This is a genomic window from Sphingobium sp. (assembly GCF_049304695.1).
Classification (GTDB): domain Bacteria; phylum Pseudomonadota; class Alphaproteobacteria; order Sphingomonadales; family Sphingomonadaceae; genus Sphingobium.
Genome location: NZ_JBAQOK010000061.1, coordinates 90069 through 113165 on the forward strand (window position 1 = coordinate 90069; position 23097 = coordinate 113165).

General features: G+C 61.6%; 26 protein-coding genes. 14 read left to right on the forward strand and 12 right to left on the reverse strand.

What is annotated here, in order from left to right; genetic code table 11:
• Positions 1–75: 75 nt before the first annotated feature.
• The 10 genes from WA070_RS10225 to WA070_RS10270 all read right to left on the reverse strand — a co-directional run bounded on the left by WA070_RS10225 (position 76) and on the right by WA070_RS10270 (position 6650).
• The gene (locus WA070_RS10225; protein ID WP_422633866.1) at positions 76–741 is read right to left on the reverse strand and encodes a cell wall hydrolase; all 666 of its coding nucleotides are present in this window, start codon (positions 739–741) and stop codon (positions 76–78) included.
• 165 nt (positions 742–906) lie between these two features.
• Positions 907–1230: a DUF1491 family protein gene (locus WA070_RS10230; protein ID WP_422633904.1), complete on the reverse strand. Its 324-nt coding sequence runs from the start codon at positions 1228–1230 to the stop codon at positions 907–909.
• A gap of 31 nt (positions 1231–1261) precedes the next feature.
• Positions 1262–1774 (reverse strand): PaaI family thioesterase, encoded by a 513-nt coding sequence (locus WA070_RS10235; protein ID WP_422633867.1) that lies wholly within the window; start codon positions 1772–1774, stop codon positions 1262–1264.
• The gene (locus WA070_RS10240; RefSeq protein ID WP_422633868.1) at positions 1734–2201 is read right to left on the reverse strand and encodes a PTS sugar transporter subunit IIA; all 468 of its coding nucleotides are present in this window, start codon (positions 2199–2201) and stop codon (positions 1734–1736) included. Before WA070_RS10240 ends, WA070_RS10235 begins: the two co-directional genes overlap by 41 nt.
• Positions 2202–2366: 165 nt before the next feature.
• A complete protein-coding gene (gene hpf / locus WA070_RS10245; protein WP_422633869.1) occupies positions 2367–2957 on the reverse strand; it encodes a ribosome hibernation-promoting factor, HPF/YfiA family in 591 nt (196 codons plus the stop codon).
• 77 nt (positions 2958–3034) lie between these two features.
• Positions 3035–3736, reverse strand: a complete 702-nt coding sequence (gene dnaQ / locus WA070_RS10250; protein WP_422633870.1) for a DNA polymerase III subunit epsilon — start codon at positions 3734–3736, stop codon at positions 3035–3037.
• A gap of 33 nt (positions 3737–3769) precedes the next feature.
• Positions 3770–4363, reverse strand: coding sequence for a dephospho-CoA kinase (gene coaE, locus WA070_RS10255; RefSeq protein WP_422633871.1), 594 nt, complete (start codon positions 4361–4363; stop codon positions 3770–3772).
• Positions 4364–4375: 12 nt separating this feature from the next.
• Positions 4376–5203, reverse strand: coding sequence for a shikimate dehydrogenase family protein (locus WA070_RS10260; RefSeq protein ID WP_422633872.1), 828 nt, complete (start codon positions 5201–5203; stop codon positions 4376–4378).
• Positions 5200–5808, reverse strand: coding sequence for a Maf family protein (locus WA070_RS10265; RefSeq protein ID WP_422633905.1), 609 nt, complete (start codon positions 5806–5808; stop codon positions 5200–5202). Before WA070_RS10265 ends, WA070_RS10260 begins: the two co-directional genes overlap by 4 nt.
• Before the next feature lie 14 nt (positions 5809–5822).
• Positions 5823–6650, reverse strand: coding sequence for a pyruvate, water dikinase regulatory protein (locus WA070_RS10270; RefSeq protein WP_422633873.1), 828 nt, complete (start codon positions 6648–6650; stop codon positions 5823–5825).
• A gap of 289 nt (positions 6651–6939) precedes the next feature.
• Between WA070_RS10270 and hemE the strand changes: the two genes are divergently transcribed.
• A complete protein-coding gene (gene hemE, locus WA070_RS10275; RefSeq protein WP_422633874.1) occupies positions 6940–7998 on the forward strand; it encodes a uroporphyrinogen decarboxylase in 1059 nt (352 codons plus the stop codon).
• A 12-nt stretch (positions 7999–8010) separates the two neighbouring features.
• Positions 8011–8451, forward strand: a complete 441-nt coding sequence (locus tag WA070_RS10280) for a CopD family protein (protein WP_422633875.1) — start codon at positions 8011–8013, stop codon at positions 8449–8451.
• 30 nt (positions 8452–8481) lie between these two features.
• Here WA070_RS10280 and panC read toward each other — a convergent pair whose 3' ends face one another.
• Positions 8482–9327, reverse strand: coding sequence for a pantoate--beta-alanine ligase (gene panC / locus WA070_RS10285; protein WP_422633876.1), 846 nt, complete (start codon positions 9325–9327; stop codon positions 8482–8484).
• 110 nt (positions 9328–9437) lie between these two features.
• Here panC and WA070_RS10290 point away from each other — a divergent pair, with 110 nt between their 5' ends.
• The 12 genes from WA070_RS10290 to WA070_RS10345 all read left to right on the forward strand — a co-directional run bounded on the left by WA070_RS10290 (position 9438) and on the right by WA070_RS10345 (position 22473).
• A complete protein-coding gene (locus WA070_RS10290; RefSeq protein WP_422633877.1) occupies positions 9438–10244 on the forward strand; it encodes a division plane positioning ATPase MipZ in 807 nt (268 codons plus the stop codon).
• The gene (locus tag WA070_RS10295) at positions 10244–10693 is read left to right on the forward strand and encodes a DnaJ domain-containing protein (RefSeq protein WP_422633878.1); all 450 of its coding nucleotides are present in this window, start codon (positions 10244–10246) and stop codon (positions 10691–10693) included. Before WA070_RS10290 ends, WA070_RS10295 begins: the two co-directional genes overlap by 1 nt.
• 7 nt (positions 10694–10700) lie before the next feature.
• The gene (gene pgmG, locus WA070_RS10300; RefSeq protein ID WP_422633879.1) at positions 10701–12077 is read left to right on the forward strand and encodes a phosphoglucomutase/phosphomannomutase PgmG; all 1377 of its coding nucleotides are present in this window, start codon (positions 10701–10703) and stop codon (positions 12075–12077) included.
• A 427-nt stretch (positions 12078–12504) separates the two neighbouring features.
• Positions 12505–13752: an OmpP1/FadL family transporter gene (locus WA070_RS10305; protein WP_422633906.1), complete on the forward strand. Its 1248-nt coding sequence runs from the start codon at positions 12505–12507 to the stop codon at positions 13750–13752.
• A gap of 64 nt (positions 13753–13816) precedes the next feature.
• Positions 13817–14977, forward strand: coding sequence for a flavodoxin-dependent (E)-4-hydroxy-3-methylbut-2-enyl-diphosphate synthase (ispG, locus tag WA070_RS10310; protein ID WP_422633880.1), 1161 nt, complete (start codon positions 13817–13819; stop codon positions 14975–14977).
• Complete coding sequence (locus tag WA070_RS10315; protein ID WP_422633881.1) at positions 14974–15903, forward strand: DMT family transporter; 930 nt, start codon at positions 14974–14976, stop codon at positions 15901–15903. Before ispG ends, WA070_RS10315 begins: the two co-directional genes overlap by 4 nt.
• Positions 15900–16424, forward strand: coding sequence for a GNAT family N-acetyltransferase (locus tag WA070_RS10320; protein WP_422633882.1), 525 nt, complete (start codon positions 15900–15902; stop codon positions 16422–16424). Before WA070_RS10315 ends, WA070_RS10320 begins: the two co-directional genes overlap by 4 nt.
• A 66-nt stretch (positions 16425–16490) precedes the next feature.
• Positions 16491–18812 (forward strand): DNA translocase FtsK 4TM domain-containing protein, encoded by a 2322-nt coding sequence (locus tag WA070_RS10325; protein WP_422633883.1) that lies wholly within the window; start codon positions 16491–16493, stop codon positions 18810–18812.
• A 393-nt stretch (positions 18813–19205) separates the two neighbouring features.
• Positions 19206–19844 (forward strand): LolA family protein, encoded by a 639-nt coding sequence (locus tag WA070_RS10330; RefSeq protein ID WP_422633884.1) that lies wholly within the window; start codon positions 19206–19208, stop codon positions 19842–19844.
• A 261-nt stretch (positions 19845–20105) separates the two neighbouring features.
• Positions 20106–20903 carry an exodeoxyribonuclease III gene (gene xth / locus WA070_RS10335; protein WP_422633885.1) on the forward strand — a complete coding sequence of 266 codons (798 nt, stop codon included), beginning with the start codon at positions 20106–20108 and terminating at the stop codon, positions 20901–20903.
• A gap of 2 nt (positions 20904–20905) precedes the next feature.
• Positions 20906–21976 carry a GTP cyclohydrolase II gene (ribA, locus tag WA070_RS10340; protein WP_422633907.1) on the forward strand — a complete coding sequence of 357 codons (1071 nt, stop codon included), beginning with the start codon at positions 20906–20908 and terminating at the stop codon, positions 21974–21976.
• Positions 21973–22473, forward strand: coding sequence for a L,D-transpeptidase family protein (locus tag WA070_RS10345; RefSeq protein WP_422633886.1), 501 nt, complete (start codon positions 21973–21975; stop codon positions 22471–22473). Before ribA ends, WA070_RS10345 begins: the two co-directional genes overlap by 4 nt.
• A 396-nt stretch (positions 22474–22869) precedes the next feature.
• On the opposite strand, the gene WA070_RS10350 is transcribed toward WA070_RS10345, so the two are convergent.
• Positions 22870–23037 carry a hypothetical protein gene (locus WA070_RS10350; RefSeq protein WP_422633887.1) on the reverse strand — a complete coding sequence of 56 codons (168 nt, stop codon included), beginning with the start codon at positions 23035–23037 and terminating at the stop codon, positions 22870–22872.
• Positions 23038–23097: the final 60 nt, after the last annotated feature.

The window sequence follows — 23097 nt, forward strand, 5'->3', positions numbered from 1 at the left end:
AAAGAAAAGACCGATTCGACATCCTGCCAAATCGGTCTTTTCCTGTTCGCCGATCACAGTCCGCCGAAACGAAACTCAGCGATAAAAGATATGATTGTCGATCGAAGCCAGCTTGGCTTTCCCCCATGACGGGGAAACGCGACGCGCATGAAAGAACAAGGCGCCTTCCGCCCGGCTGTTCCAGCTGTCGTCCATCGCGATCTGGGCGATGGCAACGGCCTGGCGCCAGCTTTCGCTCTGCATGCGCACGGGCGGCATCCCACCACCGCGCACGAAGCTGAACTGGCTGGGCTGATACACCACGCCGCACAGGCTGCTTGCAAAGCGACCGGACTTCGCCCGGTTGATGATCACGCGGGCAACGGCCAACTGGCCTTCCAGGCTTTCGCCCTTCGATTCGAAATAGACCGCCCCGGCCAGGCATTTCATGTCGCCGTCCAGCGGTTCGGCGTCGCCCTGGGCATCGACCAGAGCCGCGAGGCTGTTCGCCTGAAAATCGGAGTCGGTGGAAAAGGATGAATCGGCCTTCTTGGCCGAAACGAGCGGCTGCGCGATTTCGCGCGGCGCTGAAAAGATCACGGCGGGCGTCGAGCCGGCCGATGGCGCTACGTTGAGCGCATTGGGGATGGAGGATACCGAAGAAATCGATTCGCCAGCGATCGACATTTCAGAAGCAGTGACCGCAGCGGTGGCGGACAAAGCAAAGGCCGCAATGATCGCGGCTTTCAGACGAAAACTCATTATGACTCAAAAACATGCGGTTCTTGGCCCTAACGTCGATTTTTTAACCCAAATCGTTCGACGTCTGGCCGCCCCCCGTCTGCGTGTTTACCGCGTCCGCCCCCCTTGGACGACTGCGGCAACCTGCGCGTTCAGCGTGGCCGGGCCTTTGCCTTGGCCATAACGCTAAGTCAACGACACGCAGATCGTTTCAGCGGCGAACCGTTCCGCTTCCGGGATGTCGAGTTCGATTATCCACAGGTCGGGGTCCGACTTGCGGCGACGCGCAACATATTGCGCCATGGATTCGGGACCATCCTGAGGGGCGGGTCCACATGCTATCAACGCATACCCCCCCGAAAAGTTCGATACCCGCTCAAAAAGGCCGGTTTCGCGCCCTTTTTCCATCGCCTGGACCAGAATCACCCCGCTGGTGGGATCACCCTTCACCAGCACGGTGGCAAAGCCGCCTGCCGCCATCGTCCGCCGTACCAGCGCGCCGATCAGCATCGCGCTGGTCAGCCGCGCAGGCTCCTGAAAATCAGGCACCGGGACTGGCCGATCCATAGCCCGGCAGTGACGACAGTGGGAATTGCGACCGCATGAACGTGCCCGTCCCGCGCCCCACTTCCTCTCCGTCCGAATCGATCAGGCTGGCTTCGGCGACATAAACGCGACGCTTGCCGCTGATCCATCGCCCCTCTGCCCGCAATCGCCCCGGCCCGATCGGGCGGGTGAACAGCAGGTTGAACGCGGTTGTCAGCAGGAAACGGTCACTGACAAGACTATTGGCGGCGTAGAAAGCCGCATCGTCCAGCATCTTGAAATAGGCGGTGCCATGCACCGCGCCGGCTGCGTGAAAGTGGCTTTGGTCAACCTCGAAATCGATGACCGAATGGCCCGGCCCGCTGATCGTCAGCGTCGATCGGAAGAATCGATTGATCGGCGCAGAACCGTACAGATTTTCCAGCGCACGGAAATGGGCGGCCTCGCCACTGGCAGGGCCAGGCATGTCAGGCAGCGTCACGCGCCTCGCCACCCGACAGGAGCGCATGGAGCGCGCCGGTGGACTTGGCCCCACGCAAACGCCCGACCTGTCCCTCATCGCGCAGATAACGCGACACGCGGGCCAGCGTCTTGAGATGCTCCGCCCCGCTATCGACCGGCGATAGCAGCGCGAACACGACATCGACCGGCGCATCGTCCACTGCGTCGAACGGCACCGCCGGGTCCAGCAGGACGACGACGCCGCACATCCGGTCCAGCCCGGCAATCTTCGCATGGGGGATGGCCACGCCGCCACCAAAGCCGGTGGAACCCAGCCGCTCGCGCTCGAACAGTGCGTCGCCGACCATATCGGCATCCAGATCATAGGCGCAAGCGGCCAGTGCCGCGATCTTCTGGAACAACTGCTTCTTGCCGTTCGCCGACAGGCCAGTGGCCAAAGCGTCGGCGGATACAATATCTTGGAAATCGACCATGGGTAATCCGAACCGGCCGAGCCGCGCCCGGCTCATCAATCTCGTGCGCGAAGCCCGGAGAATATAAAGTCCGGGCCAATAGGCCGCCTGGACCATCAGGTCAACAGGCGGCCCTTGGGCGGATCAGGTCAGGCGTTGCGCTCAACCTGATTAACGATCGTGACTTCAGGCTCGGGGTTCGACCCAACCAATCGTCCCGTCATGACGACGATAGACCATATTATAGGCCGATGTGCCCGCGTTCATGAACAACAGCGCGTTGGTGTTGCGCAAGTCCAGCATCATGACCGCGTCCGACACGCTGGCTTCGGGGATGTCGACACGGGTTTCCGCGACGATCAGCGGCGCATCGGCGGCTTCTTCCTCAGGTTCGGCAGCGCCCGCGAAGATCGTATAGCCTGCGCCGTCCAGCTCATCGAATGTGCTGACCCGCTGCGCTTCGGCTGCCACCGCCTGCGAATGGCGATCCTTCAGGCGGCGCATGTAGCGGCGCAATTGCGTTTCGATCCGCGTGGCGGCCTGGTCGAATGCGGGATGCGCTTCCTGCGCCTCGCCTGAACCTTTCAGGATCAGGCCGGTCATGACATGGCACACGATGTCGCAATGGAACGCGCCGTGCGGACCGGGCCGGAAGGTCACCTGAGCGGAGATCGTGCGCGAGAAATATTTCTCGGCCATCGCTTCGAGACGGTCGGCGACGTGGCTTTTAAGCGCCTCGCCAGTGTCGACCTGATGCCCGGAAACACGAATATCCATATGCCTTCTCCTTATTCTTGCCGGATCGCCAGGAACGGCGCCCGGATGACACAAGAGGCGTGATCATGCAGGCCAGTTCAGCCCGCCTGCGCCTCCTCCAGCCAGAGCGGCTTGTCGAGCGTCGCGACAAACGCCCGGTGCCGCTCCAGCTCCGCCACGCTCGCCATGAAGACGCGCGCAGGACGTACAGGGCGAACGGCGCTGTGCGCCACCAGTTCCACCCCGAAACTGTCTTTGGCCTCCTCCCGTGCCAGACCCAGGCCGATCTGACGGCCACCAGTCAGCTCGATATAGAGTTGGGCCAGCAATTCAGCGTCCAGCAGCGCGCCATGCTTGACGCGATGGCTGCGATCGATGCCGTATCGGGTACACAGCGCGTCCAGACTGTGCTTGGCGCCCGGATGCATCTGCCGCGCGATCGCCACCGTATCGATCATCCGCTCCATCGACACGTCGGGCAGCGCGCAACGCCGCAATTCGTGATTGAGGAATCCGAAGTCGAACCGCGCATTATGCGCGACCAGCGGGCTGTCTTCCAGAAAGGCGAGCAGATCGTGGACGCCGCTGGAAAACAGCGGCTTGTCCGACAGGAAATGGGTGGACAGGCCATGCACGGCCTCTGCGGCGGCGGGCATGTCGCGCTGCGGATTATAATAAGCGTGGAAAGTGCGCCCGCTCGGCACGCGATTGATCAGTTCGATGCAGCCGATCTCCACCATCCGATCGCCGGATGCCGGATCAAATCCCGTCGTTTCGGTATCGAAAATAATCTCGCGCATCGCCCTCTTCATATCGACTCTCTGGGCTAATCCTTATCCACCTGTCTTGCGGCCAAGGCAAGCGACGAGCGCACGCACCTGCCCCTGCGTGCGCGTAAAAGTGGTGCCGGTGTGAATGATATGGTCGGCCCGCTGCCGTTTTTCCGCGTCCGGTGTCTGAAGCGCCAATATCTGCTGGAACTTCGCGACCGTCATACCCGGCCGCGCCAGCACGCGCCGGCGCTGCTTCCATGCAGGCGCGGTCACGACGATGACGCCGGCCAACCCTTTCTGCCCGCCCCCTTCGAACAGCAGCGGTATATCGAGAATGACGAATGGCCGCGACCGATTCCGCCGCAGGAACGTGGCCCGCGCCGCCCGCACCGCCGGATGGACGATCGCTTCCAGCGCACGCCGCGCCTGATGATCGCCAAACACTGCCGCGCCCAGCTTCGCCCGGTCCACGCCCTTTGGACCAGTCGTGCCGGGAAAGCGCGCCTCGATCGCGGGCAGTAATGCGCCACCCGGTCCCTGAAGGCGATGCACCTGCGCATCGGCGTCGAACAGCGGTACACCCAAACGCACGAACATCGCCGCCACTGCCGACTTGCCCATGCCGATCGATCCGGTCAGGCCATAGACGCGCATCAGCCCCAGCCCTTAACTGTCGGCGGAAAGCAGCAGCGCGCGCAAGTCCGCGTCCAGATGGCGCGGCGCCTGCGCATCGAAAAATATGTCGAACGCCAGAGCCGCCTGCCCGATCAGCATTTCCAGCCCATCCAGCGTCTTCAAACCGCGCCCGCGCGCGGCCTTGAGCAATCCGGTCTCCAGCGGCGTGTAGACCGCATCATAGACGGTCGCACCACCGGGCAGCGGCGTCAGGTCCAGATCGAGCGCAGGCTGGCCCACCATGCCCAGCGACGTTGCATTGACCAGCAGGTCAGCGGCGGGCAGCGGCGCACCAAGCGCGATCGCCCGGCCCTTCACCCCGGCATGGTCGAGCATCGCCTGACCCTTGGCCAGGTCGCGCGCCATGACCGTGATGTCCGGCACGCCCAGACTGGTCAGCGCGAACAGGATTGCCCGCGCCGCGCCGCCCGCGCCCACCAGCACCGCGCTGCGCCCCTGCCATTTATCGCGCAGCAGCGGCTGAAGAAAGCCGCCCGCATCGGTATTGGTGCCGATCAACGGCCCGCCTGTTTCGCTGGCGATCGTGTTCATCGCGCCGATCCGTTCCCGCACGCCGCCCGGATCGTCGGTAAAATCCATGACCGCGATCTTGTGCGGCAATGTGACGTTGCACCCCAGCCAGTCGGGATCGGCCCGACGCATCAGGAAATAGGCGGCCAGTCCCTCGGGCGTCACATGGGTCTTGCGATATTCCGCCTCTATATCCAGCGCATCGAGCCAGAAATTATGGATCAGGGGCGATTTGCTGTGCGTGATCGGATCGCCGATCACTTCGGCATAGGGAAGGGTGTCGCTCATGCCGCCAAAACGCCGCGCACGCGCAGAAAGTCAAGCAGCGGCAGCAGCGGCAATCCCTGAATCGCAAACTGGCTGCCGTCCACCTTGGCGAAAAGCTGCGCGCCCGGTCCCTCTATCCGGTAACAGCCCACGCACCATCGGCATGCATCCCAGTCGCCGTCCAGATAGGCCGTGATGAACGCGTCGCTCAAGGGCCGCATCGTCATCCGTACCCGCTCGACATGGCGCCAGATCGGTTCGCCGTTCAGCACGATCACCGCCGCGCTGTGCAGATGATGCACCCGTCCCGACAACAGGCGCAGGATCCGCTCGGCATCCGCCCGATCGACCGCCTTGTCGATCATCGTCTCGCCTTCCAGCCCGTCATGACCGATGCTCAGCGTCTGATCGCACCCCAGCACCAGAGCCCCCGGCACCCGACGCGATACTTTCAGTGCCTTCAATTCGGCCAGCGCATCGGCCAGCGCACGCGCATCCAGCCCATCGGCCCGCAACGCTTCCTTGGCGGATTCTTCATCCACACCGGGAGAGAGCGCCTCGAACGGCACCAGCGCGGCCGATAGCAGCGCGCGGCGACTTTCGCTCTGCGACGCCAGCACGATCATGCCCCCCTGGCTCGTCATGTCGTCACCCCTTCGCCCAGCACATGATCGTTGAACAGGTTTATGATCGCGGCAGCCGCTTCCTCGATCGACCGACGCGTCATGTCGATCACGGGCCAGCCATTGTCGGCAAACAGCCGCCGGGCGAAGGCCAGTTCCTCCTGCACCTTGTCATTGTCGACATAGGCAGTCTCTGGTGCCTGATTGAGCGAAAGCAGGCGATTGCGCCTTATCTGGATCAACCGTTCAGGACTGACGGTCAGCCCGACGATCAACGGATGCTTGAGCGTGTAGAGATTTCGCGGCGGCGGCGATTCCGGCACCAGCGGGATGTTGGCGGTCTTATACCCACGATTGGCGAGGTAGATGGATGTCGGCGTCTTGGACGCGCGCGATACCCCGGCCAACAATATGTCGGCCTCCTCCCAATTTTCATGCCCCACCCCGTCATCATGGGCGATGGTGAACTGAATCGCCTCGATCCGGGCGAAATAGGCTTCGTCCAATATATGTTTGCGCCCCGGCCGAGTCCGGGTTTCCTGCCCCAATATGTTGGACAATGCGTCCGACACCCCGTCCAGCGCCGCGACATGAGGCAGGCCCAATGCCCGGCAGCGCGTTTCCAGCCGCCGCCGCAGCGGATGATTGGTCAGCGTGAACAATACCAGCCCCGGATTGGCGGCGATTTCCTCCATGATCCGATCGAGATGGACTTCGGATCGGACCATCGGCCAGAAGTGGCGGATTGCTTCGACATTTTCGAACAGACCGATTGCTGCCTTGGCGATATTTTCCAGCGTTTCGCCGGTGGAATCCGAAAGCAGATGGAGATGAATGCGCGCCATATGGGATATCTGTGTGGATATGCTGTGGATAAAGCAAGGGATGAATTGCGGGCAAAATCGCCCCATTTCCTTCGTCCACGCTGCCCGGAATCTTATCCACATCCCTCCCACAGGTCGATATTTTCATCCACAGCCTGTGGATAACGGGGACAGATGGACTGACTCGCAGGGCAATCGGAACAGGTGGGGAGTCAAGTTGTTGGCAAATCCGGGCACAGCGCATAAACCCCGCTGCCAACGTCCCCTACTATCTCCATCATCCTTTGAATCTAATATTAAGAGAGAATAGATGAGTTCTGTGCCGTCCACGGACCTGCCTGCCACGGCCCGCGTCGAAAAGCCGCTTCTCTCTGTGCTGCATGGCGCCTGTCCCGCCGTGCCGCCGATGTGGCTGATGCGCCAGGCGGGGCGTTATCTGCCCGAATATCGTGCTTTACGGGCTGACAAGGGCGGCTTTCTCGAACTCGTCTATGACAGCGCATCCGCCGCCGAAGTCACGCTTCAACCGTTGCGCCGTTTTGGCTTCGACGGCGCGATCCTCTTTTCAGACATCCTGATCGTCCCCTACGCCATGGGCCAGAAACTGTGGTTTGAAACCGGCGAAGGCCCACGCCTCGCGCCCCTATTGGCAGAGACCGACCTGTCTGTGCTGACGCCTGATTTCAGCCGGTTCGACGCAGTCTACGAAACCGTGCGGCAAGTGAAGGCCGCGCTTGATCCATCCGTCACTTTTCTGGGCTTTGCGGGCAGTCCCTGGACCATTTCGACCTATATGGTCGCGGGGCAGGGCAGCAAGGATCAGGGCGCGGCGCGGCGGCTGGCCTATGGCGATCCGGCTCGTTTCGGTGCGCTGATCGACGCGATCGTGGATGCGACCGTCATCTATCTATCCGGCCAGATTCAGGCTGGCGTGGAGGCGGTCCAACTGTTCGACAGCTGGGCGGGCAGCCTCTCGCCGCTTCAGTTCGAACGCTGGGTGATTCAGCCCAATGCCGCGATCGTTAACAGGCTAAAGGTGTTGCATCCCGACATTCCTGTCATCGGCTTTCCCAAGGGCGCTGGCGCGAAACTGGCCGACTATGCGCGTGGCACCGGGGTAGATGCGATCGGCGTCGATGAAACGGTCGATCCGCACTGGGCCAATGCCGTCCTGCCCAAGGGGCTGCCGGTGCAGGGCAATCTTGATCCCTTGGCGCTCATCGCCGGGGGCAAGGCAGTCGAGGATGCGGTGGACAATATCCGCGCCGCTTTCGCCGGGCGTCCGCACATCCTGAATCTGGGCCACGGCATATTGCCCGACACCCCCATTGATCATGTCGAGGCGCTGATTACCTATGTGCGCGGTTAAGGAGAGCATGTGATGGCCTATCTGGGTGCCGCCTATCTCTGGGTGAAAGCCGCTCATGTCATCTTCGTCATCTTCCTGATGGCGGGCCTGTTCATGATGCCGCGTTTCTTCGTCTATCATCAGGAAACCGCCGTCGGATCTGACGAGGATCGCAAATGGATCGACCGCGAACAGCGGTTGCTCAGGATCATCCTCAACCCTTCGCTCGTGCTGGTGTGGTTTTTCGGCCTGATGCTGATGGTCGAAATCGGCGCGTGGAGCTTTGGCTGGTTCCACCTCAAATTGCTCTTCGTGCTGGGCCTGTCTGGCTATCATGGCTGGATCGCCAGCTATGCGAAGAAACTGGCCAAAGGGCAGCGGACTTTGTCCGATCGCAATTTGCGTCTGATGAACGAAATCCCCGGCGTCGCGGCGGCCGTCATCGTAATCGCCGTGATCGTCAAACCTTTCTAATGCTTAGCTAACTAACAATATCGCCCTCGATCAAGCCGGATCGACGGCGATATTGTCGATCAATCGCGTCTTGCCCAGCTTTGCGGCGATCAGCAATCGGGCCGGTCGGTCCAGCACGGTCATCGGCTCCAGACTGACCGCATCGCACAGTGTAACATAGTCGATGGGATCAAACCCATGTGCAGAAACTGTGGTCCTCACTCTGGAAATCGCCGCGGCGACATCCTCCCCTTTCTCGATCTGCCGCTTCGCCTCCCCCAGCGCGCGGGGCAGCACTAGCGCCGCTTTGCGCTCCTCCTCGCTCAGATAAGCGTTGCGCGACGACAGCGCCAAACCATCCTGCGCCCTTTGCGTGGGCAACCCGACAATCTCGATGCCCATGTCGAGGTCTGCGACCATGCGCCGGATCACGGCCAACTGCTGGAAATCCTTTTCCCCGAATATCGCGACATCGGGCCGGACCTGATTGAACAGCTTGGTGACGACCGTCGCAACCCCATCGAAATGCCCAGGCCGCGCGGCGCCATCCAACCCCTCGCTGATGCCCGATATGCTGATATTGCTGGCAAAGCCCGCAGGATACATGACCTCCACCGTGGGCGCCCATAGGATGTCCACGCCAGCCGCCTGCAACATCTGCGCGTCCTTCGCCTCCCGCCGTGGATAGGCGTCGAGATCCTCGTTCGGCCCGAACTGCTTGGGATTGACGAAAATGGACACCGCGACCGCCCGGCCATGACGTCGCGCCTCCTCGACCAGCGCCATGTGCCCGTCATGCAAAGCGCCCATCGTCGGCACCAGAGCCAGCGCTTTCCCCTTCGCTTTGATGGCAGCGACGGCGGCACGAAGGGCGGGCAGGTCACGCAGCGTTTGCACGGGAAGGAAGCCTCCGATAAGGGCATGGGGACAAGGGGACGTCCTGCTAGGCACCTGTCCGAGCGACCGTCAAGAATCATTGCGACAATCACGGGGTTATCACAGGACCAATGGCCAATCCGCAGCCGCATCTTATCGTATTCGCCAATGAAAAGGGCGGCACCGGCAAATCGACGACCGCGGTGCATACCGCTATCGCGCTGACCGCGCTCGGCCATCGCGTTGGCATCATCGATCTCGATCCGCGTCAGCGCACCGTCACCCGCTATCTGGAAAACCGCGCCGAAACCGCCCGCCGCCGCCAGGTCGAATTGCCTGCCCCCGCCTTTGCGGTGCTGAAGGGCGACAGCATCGAGGCGCTGGAATCGGAAGTCGCGGACTTGTCGCAGGACAAGGATTTCCTGATCGTCGATACGCCCGGTCGCGACGATGTCTTTGCCCGTCATATGGCCGCGCGCGCCAATACATTGGTCACGCCGATGAACGACAGTTTCGTCGATTTCGACCTGATCGGCCAGGTCGATGCGGAAACCTTCAAGGTGCGCCGCCTGTCCTTCTATTCCGAACTTATCTTTGAAGCGCGCAAGACGCGGGCCAAGGCCGATGGCGTGTCGATCGACTGGGTCGTGCTGCGCAACCGCGTCCAGCATCAGGACGCCCGCAACAAGAAGCGTGTCGGCGACGCGTTGATGGAATTGTCCCGCCGCGTGGGCTTCCGCGTCATTCCCGGCCTGTCGGAGCGCGTGATCTTCCGTGAACTCTTCCCATCGGGTCTTACCCTGCTGGACAAAGGGCATCTGGGCGAGCTGGGCGTCAGCCATATCGCTGCGCGACAGGAACTGCGCGAAATGGTGTCCGGCCTGGCGCTGCCCGAACGCGTCGGCACGTCGTCGATGGACATGATCGGCGCGGCCTGATGGGCTGGCTTGCGCTGCTGCTGGCCGGAGTGGCGGTCTGGCTCATTTGGACGGGAAAGCTGCAACGTATGACAGCCAAGGACGGCATGGCGCTGGGCGTCGCACTGGTGGGCTCTGTACTGGCCGCCAAGGGCAAGCCGGTGATCGGCGCGCCGCTGTTGGTGGGTGCGGCGCTTTTCTTCGCCAGGCAGGGCAAGGCGCGCGTCAAGCAACCCAAGCGTGCTAAGGCCCGACCGCGCGGGGGTGAAGATGTCGCTGCGGCCCGCGCCCTGCTTGGTTTGACTCCTGACGCCGATGCAGACGCCATTCGTGCAGCGCATCGCCGCCTGATCGCTTCGGTCCATCCCGACAAGGGCGGGACCGAAGCGCTGGCGGCACAGATCAACGCCGCGCGCGACTTGCTGATTGCCGACCATGCAGCGCGGCAACATCTGCCTCCCAACGCCTGATCCTGCTTTGACTCATCGTTTTCACCCCAGCCTGCTGCGCGATTACGACATACGCGGCACGGTGGGGAAGACGCTGGATGCCGCCGATGCCTGGGCCGTGGGCCGCAGCTTCGGGACGATCATTCGCCGGGCGGGCGGATCACGGGTAGCTGTGGGTTATGACGGGCGGCTGAGTTCGCCCATGCTGGAGTCCGCGCTGGTCGAGGGGGTGGCGCAAAGCGGCGTCGATGTGTTGCGCATCGGCCTTGGCCCCACGCCCATGCTCTATCATGCCGAAGCGGTCTGCGACGTTGATGGCGCCGTGCAGGTAACCGGCAGCCACAATCCCCGCGACGATAATGGTTTCAAATTGGTGTTGCGCCATGCGCCGTTTTTCGGGGCGGACATAACGCTTCTGGGCGAGATTGCCGCTGCAGGACATTGGATTGACGGGGCCGGACGGGTCGATTCCATCGCCATGACGGATCGCTATGTCGATCGGCTCGTGCAGGGGTTCGATGGTCCAGCCTGTCGCATCGGGTGGGACGCAGGCAATGGAGCTACAGGTTCCGTCATCGAAAAGCTGGTTGAGCATCTGTCGGGTGAGCATCATCTGCTGTTCACCGATATAGACGGCAATTTCCCCAACCATCATCCCGATCCTTCGCAGGACGCCAATCTGGACGACCTGCGCGCGCTTGTCCGAGACAAGAGGCTCGATTTCGGAGTGGCTTTCGATGGTGACGGCGATCGGATCGGCGTGATCGATGCGCTGGGCCGCGTCATCGCAGGCGATCAGTTAACCGGGCTGTTCGCGCAGGATGTACTGCAAAAACGGCCAGGCGCACGGATTGTGGCCGATGTGAAAGCGAGCCAGAGCCTCTTCGACCGCATCACGGACTTGGGCGGTCGGCCCGATATGTGGAAAACCGGTCATAGCCATATCAAGTCCAGAATGAAGCAGATTGGTAGCCCGCTGGGTGGCGAGACGACGGGCCATATCTTCTTTGGCGACGATTATTATGGGTTTGACGATGGCCTTTATGCCGCCGTTCGGCTGATCCAGGTCGTCGGGACGCTGGGTCGCAGTGTCACGGCCTTGCGCAGCGCTATGGCGGAGACTGTCATCACGCCGGAAATGCGCTTTCCAGTCGCCGACGAACGAAAGTTCGCGGTAATTGGCGATGTGCAGGCGCGATTGCAGATGGTGGGCGCGGATGTGAACATGATTGATGGCGCGCGGGTCCAGACCGATGACGGCTGGTGGCTGCTCCGCGCGTCCAATACCGAAGCAGCGTTGGTTTCCCGTGCCGAATCGAGCGACGCTGAAGGTTTGGCCCGCCTGATCGAGCAGATCGATGCACAACTCGCGCAATCGGGGATAGTGCGCAGCCAAAACCATTAAATCTGACGACTGAGCCGCTACGGCAGGGCATGATTTGCGTGACGATTGCACAATCTGCAACTGATGCGTTAACTTTCGCATTTGCGCATGACAGCGCTGGCCCGCAAAAGGAACCCGCCTTTCAGGCATCCTCTCCTAAAACTTCAAGCCGTCCTCCGGGGCGGCTTTTTTTTGCCTTGTGCTGATCCCGTGCCATCTTTGGATGCCGTAGCGTCGATGTGCCTGCGGCAACATTTTACCTGGAATATCGCAACGAACCAGGGGTTTGCGACACTGGAAATTAACCATAGTGTTGATATGCGCCGGTTAACGACGGCCGATCGTGGGATCATGAGTGGCCCCGATCGGACTATTTTTCAGCAGAGGATTTGCCATGTTCCCTCGCCCCTATTGTCTTGCAGCACTTCTGACCGCTGGCGCGCTGTCGATGCCGGTGTCCGCCATAGCCGGTGGTTTCTATCTTCAGGAACAATCGCCCAAAGAAACTGGACGGGCCTTGTCAGGCGGCGCAGCGGCTGGGGACGATCCATCGACCATTTATTATAACCCAGCGGCGATGACCCAACTATCGGGTATCCAGATTTCGGCGGGCGGCGTCGTTCTGTCCGCGTCTGCGCACCAGTCCAATCGTGGGAGCAGCCGGACCATTCCGGGCAGTGCAACGCAAGTGCCCGTCACGGGTAATGATGGTGGAAATCCGTTCGATAAGGTCATCCCAATTCCCAGCTTCTACGCCAGCGCGCAAGTCAGCGACCGGTTGTGGCTGGGCCTTGGCGTCAACGCGCCTTTCGGACTGAAGCTGGAGTATGACGATGGCTTCTTCGGTCGCTACGACTCGCTCTACACGGATCTCAAAACCTACAATATCCAGCCGTCCGCTGCCTATAAGCTTACCGACAATCTGTCGATCGGTGGCGGAGTCGATGTGCAATATGTCAAGGTTACGCTGACCAATGCATTGCCGCAGCTTTCGCCGTTGCTGGCCGACGGTTTCGCTTCGGTAAAGGGTGACGATTGGACGATCGGGTGGAATGCGGGTGTGTTCTATACGACTGGCGACACGAATTTCGGCGTCCATTATCGTTCGGGGATCAGCCATACGCTCAAGGGGACGCAGACCATATCCGGTCTGGTCGGTCCGCTCGCTACGGCCAATGCTTCGGTTTCGGCGATTGCGCCGCTCGACCTGCCCGACATCGTCACTGTGTCCATGACACATAAGCTGACGCCCAAGCTGCGCGCGATGTTGACGGGCCGCTGGTATAACTGGTCGCGGTTCAAGGCGATCGCCATCACGCCGGCCGCCGGATCGCCGTCGATCAAGGAACTGGACTATCGCGACAGTTTCAGCGCCAGCGTTGGTGGCGAATATGACGTTAGTGAAAAGCTGACCCTGCGTGCGGGCACGATGTTCGACCGCACGCCGACCAATCCGCAGCATCTGACCACTCGCGTGCCGGACGGCGACCGCGTCTGGTTGACCGGTGGTGCGACCTGGAACCTGTCGCAGGCCTTTGCCCTCAACATGAGCTACGCCCACACCTTCGTCGGAAAGGCCAATATCATTCGCCCCGACAGCTATTATCCGGCACCCGCTACGGTCACGGCAACAACCTTGGCGCAGACGAGCGGCAATGCGGATCAGATTGCGGCTTCGTTGACGATGCGCTTTTGACACGCTTCTAACCGTCACCAAAAATCCCTATAGGGGCTTCGTATAGCACGGAGCCCCTTTTTTCATGTCCGATCATAATCCCGGCCTGCGTCCCTGGCGCGACATTGCCCGCCGCCAAAGCCGCCAGATCATGGTGGGCGCCGTGCCGGTGGGAGGAGGCGCGCCTGTCACTGTCCAGACGATGACCAATACGCTGACGTCGGACGCCCGCGCGACGATCGACCAGATCCGCCGGTGCGAAGATGCGGGCGTCGATATTATCCGGGTGTCCTGCCCTGACGAGGAATCGACGGCGGCGCTGGGCCAGATCGTGCGCGCGTCGCGCGTGCCGATCGTTGCCGACATTCATTTCCATTATAAGCGCGCGCTGGAAGCGGCGGACGCAGGCGCGGCTTGCCTGCGCATCAATCCGGGCAATATCGGGTCGGAAGCGCGGGTGAAGGAAGTGGTGCAGGCGGCCAAGGCCAACGGCTGCTCCATTCGTATCGGCGTCAACGCGGGCAGCCTGGAAAAGGATCTGCTCGAAAAATATGGCGAACCCTGCCCCGAAGCGCTGGTGGAAAGCGCGCTCGATCATATCAAGCTGCTGCAGGATCAGGATTTCCACGAATATAAGGTCGCGGTGAAGGCCAGCGACGTGTTCCTGGCCGTCGCGGCCTATATGCAGTTGGCCGATGCAGTCGATTGTCCCCTGCATCTGGGCATCACTGAGGCCGGTGGGCTGATCGGCGGCACGGTCAAAAGCGCGATCGGCATGGGCAACCTGCTCTGGGCTGGTATTGGCGATACGATCCGCGTGTCGCTGTCCGCCGAACCGGAGAAAGAAGTCCGGGTCGGCTATGAAATTCTCAAATCGCTCGGCATACGCACGCGCGGTGTGAAGGTGATTTCCTGCCCCAGTTGCGCACGACAGGGATTCGACGTCATCCGCACCGTGCAGGCGCTGGAGGAACGGCTTGCGCACATTCACACGCCTTTGTCGCTTTCGATATTGGGCTGCGTAGTCAATGGTCCGGGCGAAGCGCGCGAGACGGATATCGGTCTGACCGGTGGCGGGGCGGGCAAGCATATGGTCTATCTGTCCGGCGTGACCGATCATGTCGTGCAGGATGAAGGCATGGTCGATCATATCGTCCGGCTGGTCGAGGCCAAGGCGGCGGAGATCGAAGCGGCCAATCTGGAAGCGGAAACCACCGACGCGGGTAAGGCGCAGGCGGCGGAGTGACGGCAGGTTCGGTCGCCGCAGCCGGATCGCGATCGGTTACCGGTTTCGCTGCGCCCTTTGTCTTATGCTGTGCCGGCGTCGCGCTGTTTTCTGTGATGGACGCGGCGATGAAGGGGCTGAGCCTTTCGATCGGCCTGTACAATGCCCTGTTGTGGCGGGCCGTGGCAGGCACCGTCCTTGGCCTGATATTGATGATCGTCACCCGCCAGCGCTGGCCTACGCTAGCCGTGCTGCGCATCCACCTGCTGCGTGGGACGGTGGTGGCGTTCATGGCGCTGCTGTTCTTTTGGGCGATCATGCGATTGCCATTGGCCGAAGCGATCGCGCTGTCGTTCATTGCGCCGCTGATCGCGCTGTATCTGGCGGCTTTGCTGTTGAACGAGCGGGTAGGGCGGCAGGCGATCGGCGCATCGCTGCTGGGGCTGGCAGGCGTAGGCATCATCCTGTCCGGGCGGATCGAGGCGGCGTATCGACCGGATGCTTTGCTGGGCGCGGGCGCGGTGCTGGCGTCGGCGGTGCTGTTCGCCTGGAACCTGATCATCCAGCGGCAGCAGGCGCAATTGGCGTCGCCGATCGAGGTGGCCTTCTTTCAACATCTGGTCATGCTGGGGATATTCCTATTGGCAGCGCCCCTGTGGGCGGTCGTGCCGCCATTGCAGGCGGTGCCGCTGGTGATACTCGCCGCTACCCTTGCCTTCACTTCGCTGGCGGCGCTTGCCTGGGCCTATGCGCGGGCGGAGGCGCAACGATTGATCCCCGTGGAATATAGCGCTTTCCTGTGGGCAGCGATCATCGGTTGGCTGGCGTTCGGGGAGAGAGTGACGCTGACGACCATCATGGGCGCATTGTTGATCGTGGCCGGTTGTATCATCGCAGCGCGTACGAAGCGGGCGGACATGGCCCATGTCGAGGCAGGGGCGGTATGAGCGACATCATCATTCGAGCGGCACAGGGCGATGACATCGGCGTCATCCATGATTTCATAGTGGCGCTGGCCGAATTTGAAGAGCTGTCTCACGCGGTAAATGCGGATCGCGCCACGCTTGCCCACTATCTGTTCGGGCCGCGTCCCATGGCCGAAGTGCTGATCGCGGATTATCGCCATGGGGATGAGGCGATGAAGCCTGTGGGGTTCGCGCTCTTTTTCCACAATTTCTCGACTTTCGAAGGGCGGCCCGGCCTCTATCTGGAGGATCTGTTCGTCCTGCCCGATGCGCGAGGGCTGGGCGTTGGCAAGGCGCTGCTTGGCCGATTGGCGCAGCTTGCGATCAAGCGGGATTGCGCCCGGCTGGAATGGTCTGTCCTGGACTGGAACGCCCCGGCCATCGCTTTTTATCGATCCATCGGTGCGATGCCGATGGACGGGTGGACGGTGCAGCGGCTGGATGGCGGGGCGCTCGATACCATGGCGCAGTCGGTTAGTCGCGACGAGCCGCAAGCGCTCTGACTTGACGCGGACTCGCCGCTCGGCGCATTGTGCCGAAACGGAACATTTGGGGGACATGGACGCATAATGGCTGTCGGCCGTACTGTTAAGCGCTCGCCGGAATGGCGCGAAATGCTCAAGCGCAGCCTGATGCGCAGCGGGGCGCTGATCGGCGCGTTCGCGCTTATGCTGGCGACGCTGTTCCTCGCTTTGGCGTTGCTGAGCTATGCGCCCAGCGATCCGTCGATGAATACGGTCGCGGGCGAGCAGGTTTCCAATATCATGCAGGCGCCCGGCGCGTGGACCGCCGATTTCCTGCTTTGGTTGCTGGGCGTGCCGGTGGCGTTGATCCTGCCGCTGATGGCAGTGACTGCCCGCCGTTTGTGGGGCGATCAGGATATGGCTGGCTGGAAGGGGCAATTTGGCAAATGCCTGGGCGGCATCGTGTTGATCGGCGTTGGTCTGGCACTGTTCCAGAGCGAGCCGCTGGTTGGCCTGCCAGCGGGCTGGGGCGGCGTTTTGGGGCTTGTGATTTCCAGAGGGATCACGAGCCTTTCTGCGCAACTGCCTGCCATCGCGCCATGGGTCAGGGGCGTTCTGATCATGGTGACGTTGGTGATGGGCCTGTTCGCCTGTTATCGCAGTCTGGCGCTGGAGAAGCCGATTCTCGCGCTGCGTCGTCCTTCGTTGCCCAAGCTCAATCTGCCGCGCCCGAGCTTCGGTTTTGCCGGTGGTGCGGTGGCCGCCGACGATCACGAGGAAGAGGATGCGGTGGAACGGGTGGTCGCGCCGCGCAAGCAGGTCAGCAACGAACCCAAGCCCCCGATCACGATCCAGTCGCCCAAGCCTGCTCCAGCGCCCCGCGCGATGGCGCCGGTGTCGCAGGACGATCTGTTTGGCCATTCCTCTCTGCCCTCGCCCGATCTGCTTAATCCCGTGCCTGCCAGTCAGGGTGGCAAGATCGACAAGGCTGCGCTGGAGCGGAATGCCCGCCTGCTCGAATCGGTGCTCGACGATTTCCATGTGAAGGGGAATATCGTCGAAGTCCGGCCCGGTCCGGTGGTTACCATGTACGAACTGGAACCCGCGCCGGGCATCAAGGCAAGCCGCGTGATCGCGCTGGCCGATGATATTGCGCGCAACATGTCGGCACTGTCGGCGCGTGTCGCAACGATTCCGGGACGCACCGTCATCGGCATCGAATTGCCCAATGCACATCGCGAAGGCGTGTCGTTCCGTGAACTGATCACCAGCGAACAGTTCATGCAGGAAGCGACCCTGCCGATCATCCTTGGCAAGAATATTTCGGGCGAGCCGATCATCGCCGATCTGGCGCCGATGCCGCATCTGTTGATCGCAGGCACGACCGGGTCGGGCAAGTCGGTGGGCCTTAACGCCATGATCCTGTCACTGCTGTATCGCATGACGCCGGACCAGTTGCGGCTTATCATGATCGATCCCAAGATGCTGGAACTGTCGACCTATGACGACATTCCGCATTTGCTCTCACCGGTCGTTACCGAACCGAGCAAGGCGATCCGCGCGCTTAAATGGGCAGTCGAGCAGATGGAGGACCGTTATCGCATGATGGCGTCCATTTCCGTCCGCAACCTGGCCAATTATAACGAAAAGGTCCGCGCCGCGAAGGTGAAGGGCAAGCCACTGGGTCGTCGGGTACAGACCGGTTATGATCCCGATAATGGCAAGCCGATCTATGAAGAGGAGCAGCTGGATTTCCAGCCGCTGCCGCAGATCGTGATCGTGGTCGATGAGCTGGCCGACCTGATGATGACGGCGGGCAAGGAAGTCGAATTTCTGATCCAGCGACTGGCGCAGAAGGCGCGCGCGGCCGGTATCCACCTCATCCTCGCGACGCAGCGGCCTTCGGTCGACGTCATCACTGGCGTCATCAAGGCGAACCTGCCCACGCGCATCAGCTTCTTTGTCACCAGCAAGATCGACAGCCGCACCATATTGGGCGAGCAGGGGGCCGAACAGCTGCTGGGCAAGGGCGACATGCTATACATGCATGGCGGCAAGGGACTGACCCGTGTCCATGGTCCCTTCGTTTCGGACGATGAAGTGCGCATGGTGGCGGACCATTGGCGCGCGCAGGGTCAGCCCGACTATATTTCCGCAGTGACCGAAGAGCCGGAGGAAGGCAGTTTTGCCCTGGATGGCGTGGACCTAGGCGACGACAGCCCGGACGCGCAGCTGTTCCGCAAGGCGTGCCAGCTGGTGTTCGAGAATCAGAAGGCATCGACCAGCTGGCTGCAACGGCAGCTTCGAGTAGGATATAATAGCGCAGCGCGCCTAATCGAACGGATGGAAGAGGAGGGGCTGGTCGGCGCGCCCAATCACGTCGGTCGGCGGGAAGTGTTACGCGACGAAAATGGTAATCCGCTCTGACGGCCAGCCGGACGATGGTGGTAACGATTGCATGGAATGCAATCGCCATTGCTTTCTTCGCATTTGCAGCATGAATGATAGCCAGGCATAGAGACTGTGCCTTTCAGGCATCCTCTCCTAAAACTTTCAAGGGCCGGTCATGCGATCGGCCTTTTTTTTGTCTTGAAAACGCGCTAGGTCATCGCTGCTGTCGCCGCGCCGATAACATAATTGGAGCGGTGCCGCCGGTCAGACCGGCAGGGCGAGGTGGGAGCATGGGGGATTGAGCATGATCCGCGTTCAGCGATGCTCTCCCCCATTCCTTCTTTCCATGTACCGGACCGGGCGGGTTCACAGCGGGTTCAATCCGCATCGTCCAAGCCCGACATTCATACATAACCGGAGTTGAAAGCCATGAAGCGCATCCTCGCGCCCCTGATGCTGGTCGTTGCGGTAGCGCCCGCCATCATGCCAGCCCTGCCAGCCATGGCGCAGCAGGAGACGAGCGACCTCAATCGGGTCAATGCCTATATCCGTGCGGTGACAACGATGACTGCGGATTTCACGCAGACGGATCGCAATGGGCAAAGCCTGACCGGGCAATTGACGTTGAAACAGCCGGGCAAGATTCGATTCCAGTATCAAAAGGGTGTGCCGCTGTTGATAGTGGGCGATGGCAAGGCGCTGACCATGATCGATTATGAAGTGCGGCAAGTGCAGCGCTGGCCGATCGGCAATTCTCCGCTGGGCGCGCTGTTGGACCCCAGCAAGGATTTGACGAAATTCGCCAAGGTCATACAGACGGGCGATCCATCAATCCTGAGCATTCAGGCGCGGGACGCCAAGCGGCCTGAACTGGGCACGATCACGATGATCTTCAATCGCGATGCGGGTGGGCCACAAGGTCTGCGCCTCTATGGCTGGGTCGCTCTCGATTCGCAGAATAACCGGACCGCCATTCGTCTGACTAACCAGCGTTACGGCGTTGCGGTGGCCGATTCGGCGTTTCGATGGACCGATCCACGACCCAAAGGCCGGGCTGGCGGGGGCTGACGCGAGCCTGACGCGGGATGAACGGAAAAACTTTTCTTTCCGTTCATCTGCGGCTCATATGGCGAGCGCTAATTAGAAATCCACGGCGAGAGACCAGACCGGGATTTCCCCCCTGTTACCCGGTCCTCCTTTCGTCGCAAAGCGCTTCAAGGGCGCGATCGAGACCCCCGTTCCACGCCCCCGGAGCGGGGGTCTTACTTTGTCCGGCGCAGCGATGGTCTGCGTCTTGCATGGCGTCGCGCACGCTCCTAGTGCGGGACCATGGCTCAGACCCTTTCTATTTGTTCCTGGAACATCAACAGCGTCCGCGCGCGCATCGACATCGTCGAACATTTGTTGCAGCAGGAAGCGCCCGACATCCTGTGTTTGCAGGAAACCAAGGTGGTGAACGACATCTTCCCCACCGACATGTTTCGGCGCCTGGGCTATGTCCATCAGATATTGAATGGTCAGCGCATGCACCATGGCGTTGCCATCATGAGCAAGGTGCCGGTGCATGAAGATGACCGGTTCGACTGGCAGGCCAATGGCGAAGCGCGCCATGTGGGCGTGCGGCTCGACAATGGAGTGCGGATCGAAAATGTCTATGTGCCGGCTGGCGGGGACGTTGCCGACCGGACGGTCAATCCGAAGTTCGGACAAAAGGTCGATTTTCTGGAGCGCATGATCGCCTGGTCGGCCGCGCTGGATAACAAGCCGACGATTCTGACCGGTGATTTCAACATCGCGCCGATGGAGTGCGACGTGTGGAATCACAAGCAACTGCTGAACGTCGTCAGCCATACGCCCGAAGAATGTGCGATATTGGAGCGGCTGAAGGCGTCCAACGACTGGGTCGATATCGGTCGCCATTTCTATCCTGCGCCGCAACGCCTTTATACCTGGTGGAGTTATCGCGCGAAGGATTGGGCTGAGTCGGATCGCGGCCGTCGGCTGGACCATATGTGGATGACGAAGGATGTCGCGGACAAGGCGATCAGCCATCGTGTCGTCGAACCCGCGCGTAGCTGGATCAAGCCGTCGGATCATATTCCGATCATCACCGAATTCGCATTCTGATGATGGCGGGCGGAAACGGTCGGGACGCGGCGCGGGCGATCGACGCATTGCGTCGTGGCTGGGCCGTGCGGCTGACCGGTGTCGATGGCGCGATCCGCCTGATGGCGATCGAGGGCGCGGATGCGGTGACGCTTGCGGAGTTTGATCCTGAGGGAGCCGCTGATCTTCTGATTTCAGCCGCGCGGGCGCAAACGCTCAAGCTGGTCAACCAGCTTGCGGCCGCCGACCCTGATATGCCGGTGCAGATTGCGCGGACGCCGTGGATCGACGCCGATGTCGCTACGGCGATTGCCGATCCGGTGTTGGATCTTGCCTCACCTCTCAAAGGGCCGTTTCGCGCGCGCACGCTCTGGTCGCCGGCGGCGGCCAAGGCGGCACTGCGTCTCGCGCGGCTTGCGGGCATTCTGCCTGCTTATTTTCTGCTGGGCGCCGATGGCCCGGCGGAGGCGGATATCCGGGTCGAGGATGTCGCCGATTATGACGACGCGACGCATCTGGCCATTGCGACTCGTGCGCGCCTGCCTGTGTCGGCCAGCGAGACGGCTGAGATCGTTGCCTTTCGCAGCCCGGATGAGCCACGCGAGCATGTGGCCCTGCTCGTGGGTCAACGGGACGCATCGCCCCCTGTCGTCCGGTTGCACAGCGAATGCCTGACCGGCGACGTCCTAGGCAGCCTGAAGTGCGATTGTGGACCGCAACTGCATCAGGCTTTGCACCAGATCGCTGACGCGCCATGGGGCATATTGCTCTATCTGCGGCAGGAAGGACGAGGCATCGGACTGGTCAACAAACTGCGCGCCTATGCGATGCAGGATCAGGGTTTCGATACGGTCGACGCGAATATAAGGTTGGGCTTTGCCATTGATGCGCGCGATTTTTCGGTGGCTGCGCGGATGCTCGACCTGTTGCATGTGCGGGACGTGCGGCTGTTGACCAATAATCCGGCGAAGGTCGCTGGATTGGAAGCGGCGGGCATCGGCATATTGGAACGATTGCCAATCATATTGCCTGCAAACGCGCATAACGCGCGCTATCTGGCGACGAAGCGCGACCGGACCGGCCACCAACTGTGAGCATCGTTCGCGTCGATAGCGAGGCGGGCCGGCTTGTCTTCGGCATGATCGACATTGCCTGCACTGTCGGTCGCGGCGGCGCATGTGACGCGGACGCGAAACGCGAAGGGGATGGATGCACGCCGCGCGGACTTTGGTCGATCAGGGGGGTTCTGCTTCGGCGAGGTACAGTCACGGTTTCGGGTCTGTCCTTGCCCTGGCGGTGGGCAGGCAGGTGGGATGGCTGGTCAGACGACCCTGAAGACCCGGCGTATAACCGCCCCGTCAGGTTACCGCGTGCCTTCTCCGCAGAAAGCCTGATGCGCGCCGATGCAGCTTATGATGTAATCGTCGTGCTGGGGCATAATGACGCGCCACCTGTTCCGGGCCGGGGCAGCGCGATCTTCCTGCATCTGTCGGAAGGGCGACCAACGGCCGGGTGCGTGGCGATCGACCCGGCGGATATGATGCGCCTGCTGCCGCTGCTCATGCCCGGTGACGGGGTTGAGATACGCTGATCTAAGCCGAAAGAGGACGCGCTGAGAGCAATGTCCGGGGGAGCATGCGCCATGTCACGCGCGGTTCGGGCCGCGCCCATCAGGGTCGCTGACCCCGGTCCGGTCCGGTCACCATATCCCGCAAGCCAAAGACGCGGCTCTTTGACCGAACGCTGGCTCTCGACGACGACCTTTCCATCGCCCTTCACTACCCCCAATCCACCCAGATGATTCAGCGAGGGCCTGAAGCCTGTACACCAGATGATGGCATCGACTGCCATGTCCGACCCGTCTGGCCAGACAACACCAGTGGGCGTCATCCGGTCAAAAGGCCTTACCGAAGACAAGTCGCCCCGGTCGCGAGCGGCCTTGACCAGCGGAACCATGACGATGTCGCCAATGCCGCCGACCGGCATATCATTTGCGCCGCCCTTCATGCGCGCGACAGTGCGTTCGAACAGCACGCGGGATCGGAGCCATCTCGGCCATGATCTGCGCGGCGCTGTTGCCGCCGCCTACCACCAGCACGGTCTGCCCGGCATAGTCTTCGGGACTGACATAGTGTGCGGAATGAACCTCCTGCATGGGCTATTATGTCACCTGTGACGATAGGTGATGCGTGGCGGTGCTACGGATAGATTTCCC

Coding starts and splice junctions, on each gene's coding strand:
- WA070_RS10325 (WP_422633883.1), top strand. CDS start 16,491: ATGGCTGTCGGCCGTACTGTTAAGCGCTCGCCGGAATGGCGCGAAATG.
- WA070_RS10235 (WP_422633867.1), bottom strand. CDS start 1,774: ATGCGCTCCTGTCGGGTGGCGAGGCGCGTGACGCTGCCTGACATGCCT.
- dnaQ (WP_422633870.1), bottom strand. CDS start 3,736: ATGCGCGAGATTATTTTCGATACCGAAACGACGGGATTTGATCCGGCA.
- hpf (WP_422633869.1), bottom strand. CDS start 2,957: ATGGATATTCGTGTTTCCGGGCATCAGGTCGACACTGGCGAGGCGCTT.
- xth (WP_422633885.1), top strand. CDS start 20,106: ATGGCTCAGACCCTTTCTATTTGTTCCTGGAACATCAACAGCGTCCGC.
- WA070_RS10290 (WP_422633877.1), top strand. CDS start 9,438: ATGGCCAATCCGCAGCCGCATCTTATCGTATTCGCCAATGAAAAGGGC.
- WA070_RS10270 (WP_422633873.1), bottom strand. CDS start 6,650: ATGGCGCGCATTCATCTCCATCTGCTTTCGGATTCCACCGGCGAAACG.
- WA070_RS10280 (WP_422633875.1), top strand. CDS start 8,011: ATGGCCTATCTGGGTGCCGCCTATCTCTGGGTGAAAGCCGCTCATGTC.
- WA070_RS10295 (WP_422633878.1), top strand. CDS start 10,244: ATGGGCTGGCTTGCGCTGCTGCTGGCCGGAGTGGCGGTCTGGCTCATT.
- WA070_RS10350 (WP_422633887.1), bottom strand. CDS start 23,037: ATGCAGGAGGTTCATTCCGCACACTATGTCAGTCCCGAAGACTATGCC.
- ribA (WP_422633907.1), top strand. CDS start 20,906: ATGGCGGGCGGAAACGGTCGGGACGCGGCGCGGGCGATCGACGCATTG.
- coaE (WP_422633871.1), bottom strand. CDS start 4,363: ATGCGCGTCTATGGCCTGACCGGATCGATCGGCATGGGCAAGTCGGCA.
- WA070_RS10225 (WP_422633866.1), bottom strand. CDS start 741: ATGAGTTTTCGTCTGAAAGCCGCGATCATTGCGGCCTTTGCTTTGTCC.
- WA070_RS10330 (WP_422633884.1), top strand. CDS start 19,206: ATGAAGCGCATCCTCGCGCCCCTGATGCTGGTCGTTGCGGTAGCGCCC.
- hemE (WP_422633874.1), top strand. CDS start 6,940: ATGAGTTCTGTGCCGTCCACGGACCTGCCTGCCACGGCCCGCGTCGAA.
- WA070_RS10320 (WP_422633882.1), top strand. CDS start 15,900: ATGAGCGACATCATCATTCGAGCGGCACAGGGCGATGACATCGGCGTC.
- ispG (WP_422633880.1), top strand. CDS start 13,817: ATGTCCGATCATAATCCCGGCCTGCGTCCCTGGCGCGACATTGCCCGC.
- WA070_RS10240 (WP_422633868.1), bottom strand. CDS start 2,201: ATGGTCGATTTCCAAGATATTGTATCCGCCGACGCTTTGGCCACTGGC.
- WA070_RS10260 (WP_422633872.1), bottom strand. CDS start 5,203: ATGAGCGACACCCTTCCCTATGCCGAAGTGATCGGCGATCCGATCACG.
- WA070_RS10265 (WP_422633905.1), bottom strand. CDS start 5,808: ATGATCGTGCTGGCGTCGCAGAGCGAAAGTCGCCGCGCGCTGCTATCG.
- WA070_RS10230 (WP_422633904.1), bottom strand. CDS start 1,230: ATGCTGATCGGCGCGCTGGTACGGCGGACGATGGCGGCAGGCGGCTTT.
- WA070_RS10305 (WP_422633906.1), top strand. CDS start 12,505: ATGCCGGTGTCCGCCATAGCCGGTGGTTTCTATCTTCAGGAACAATCG.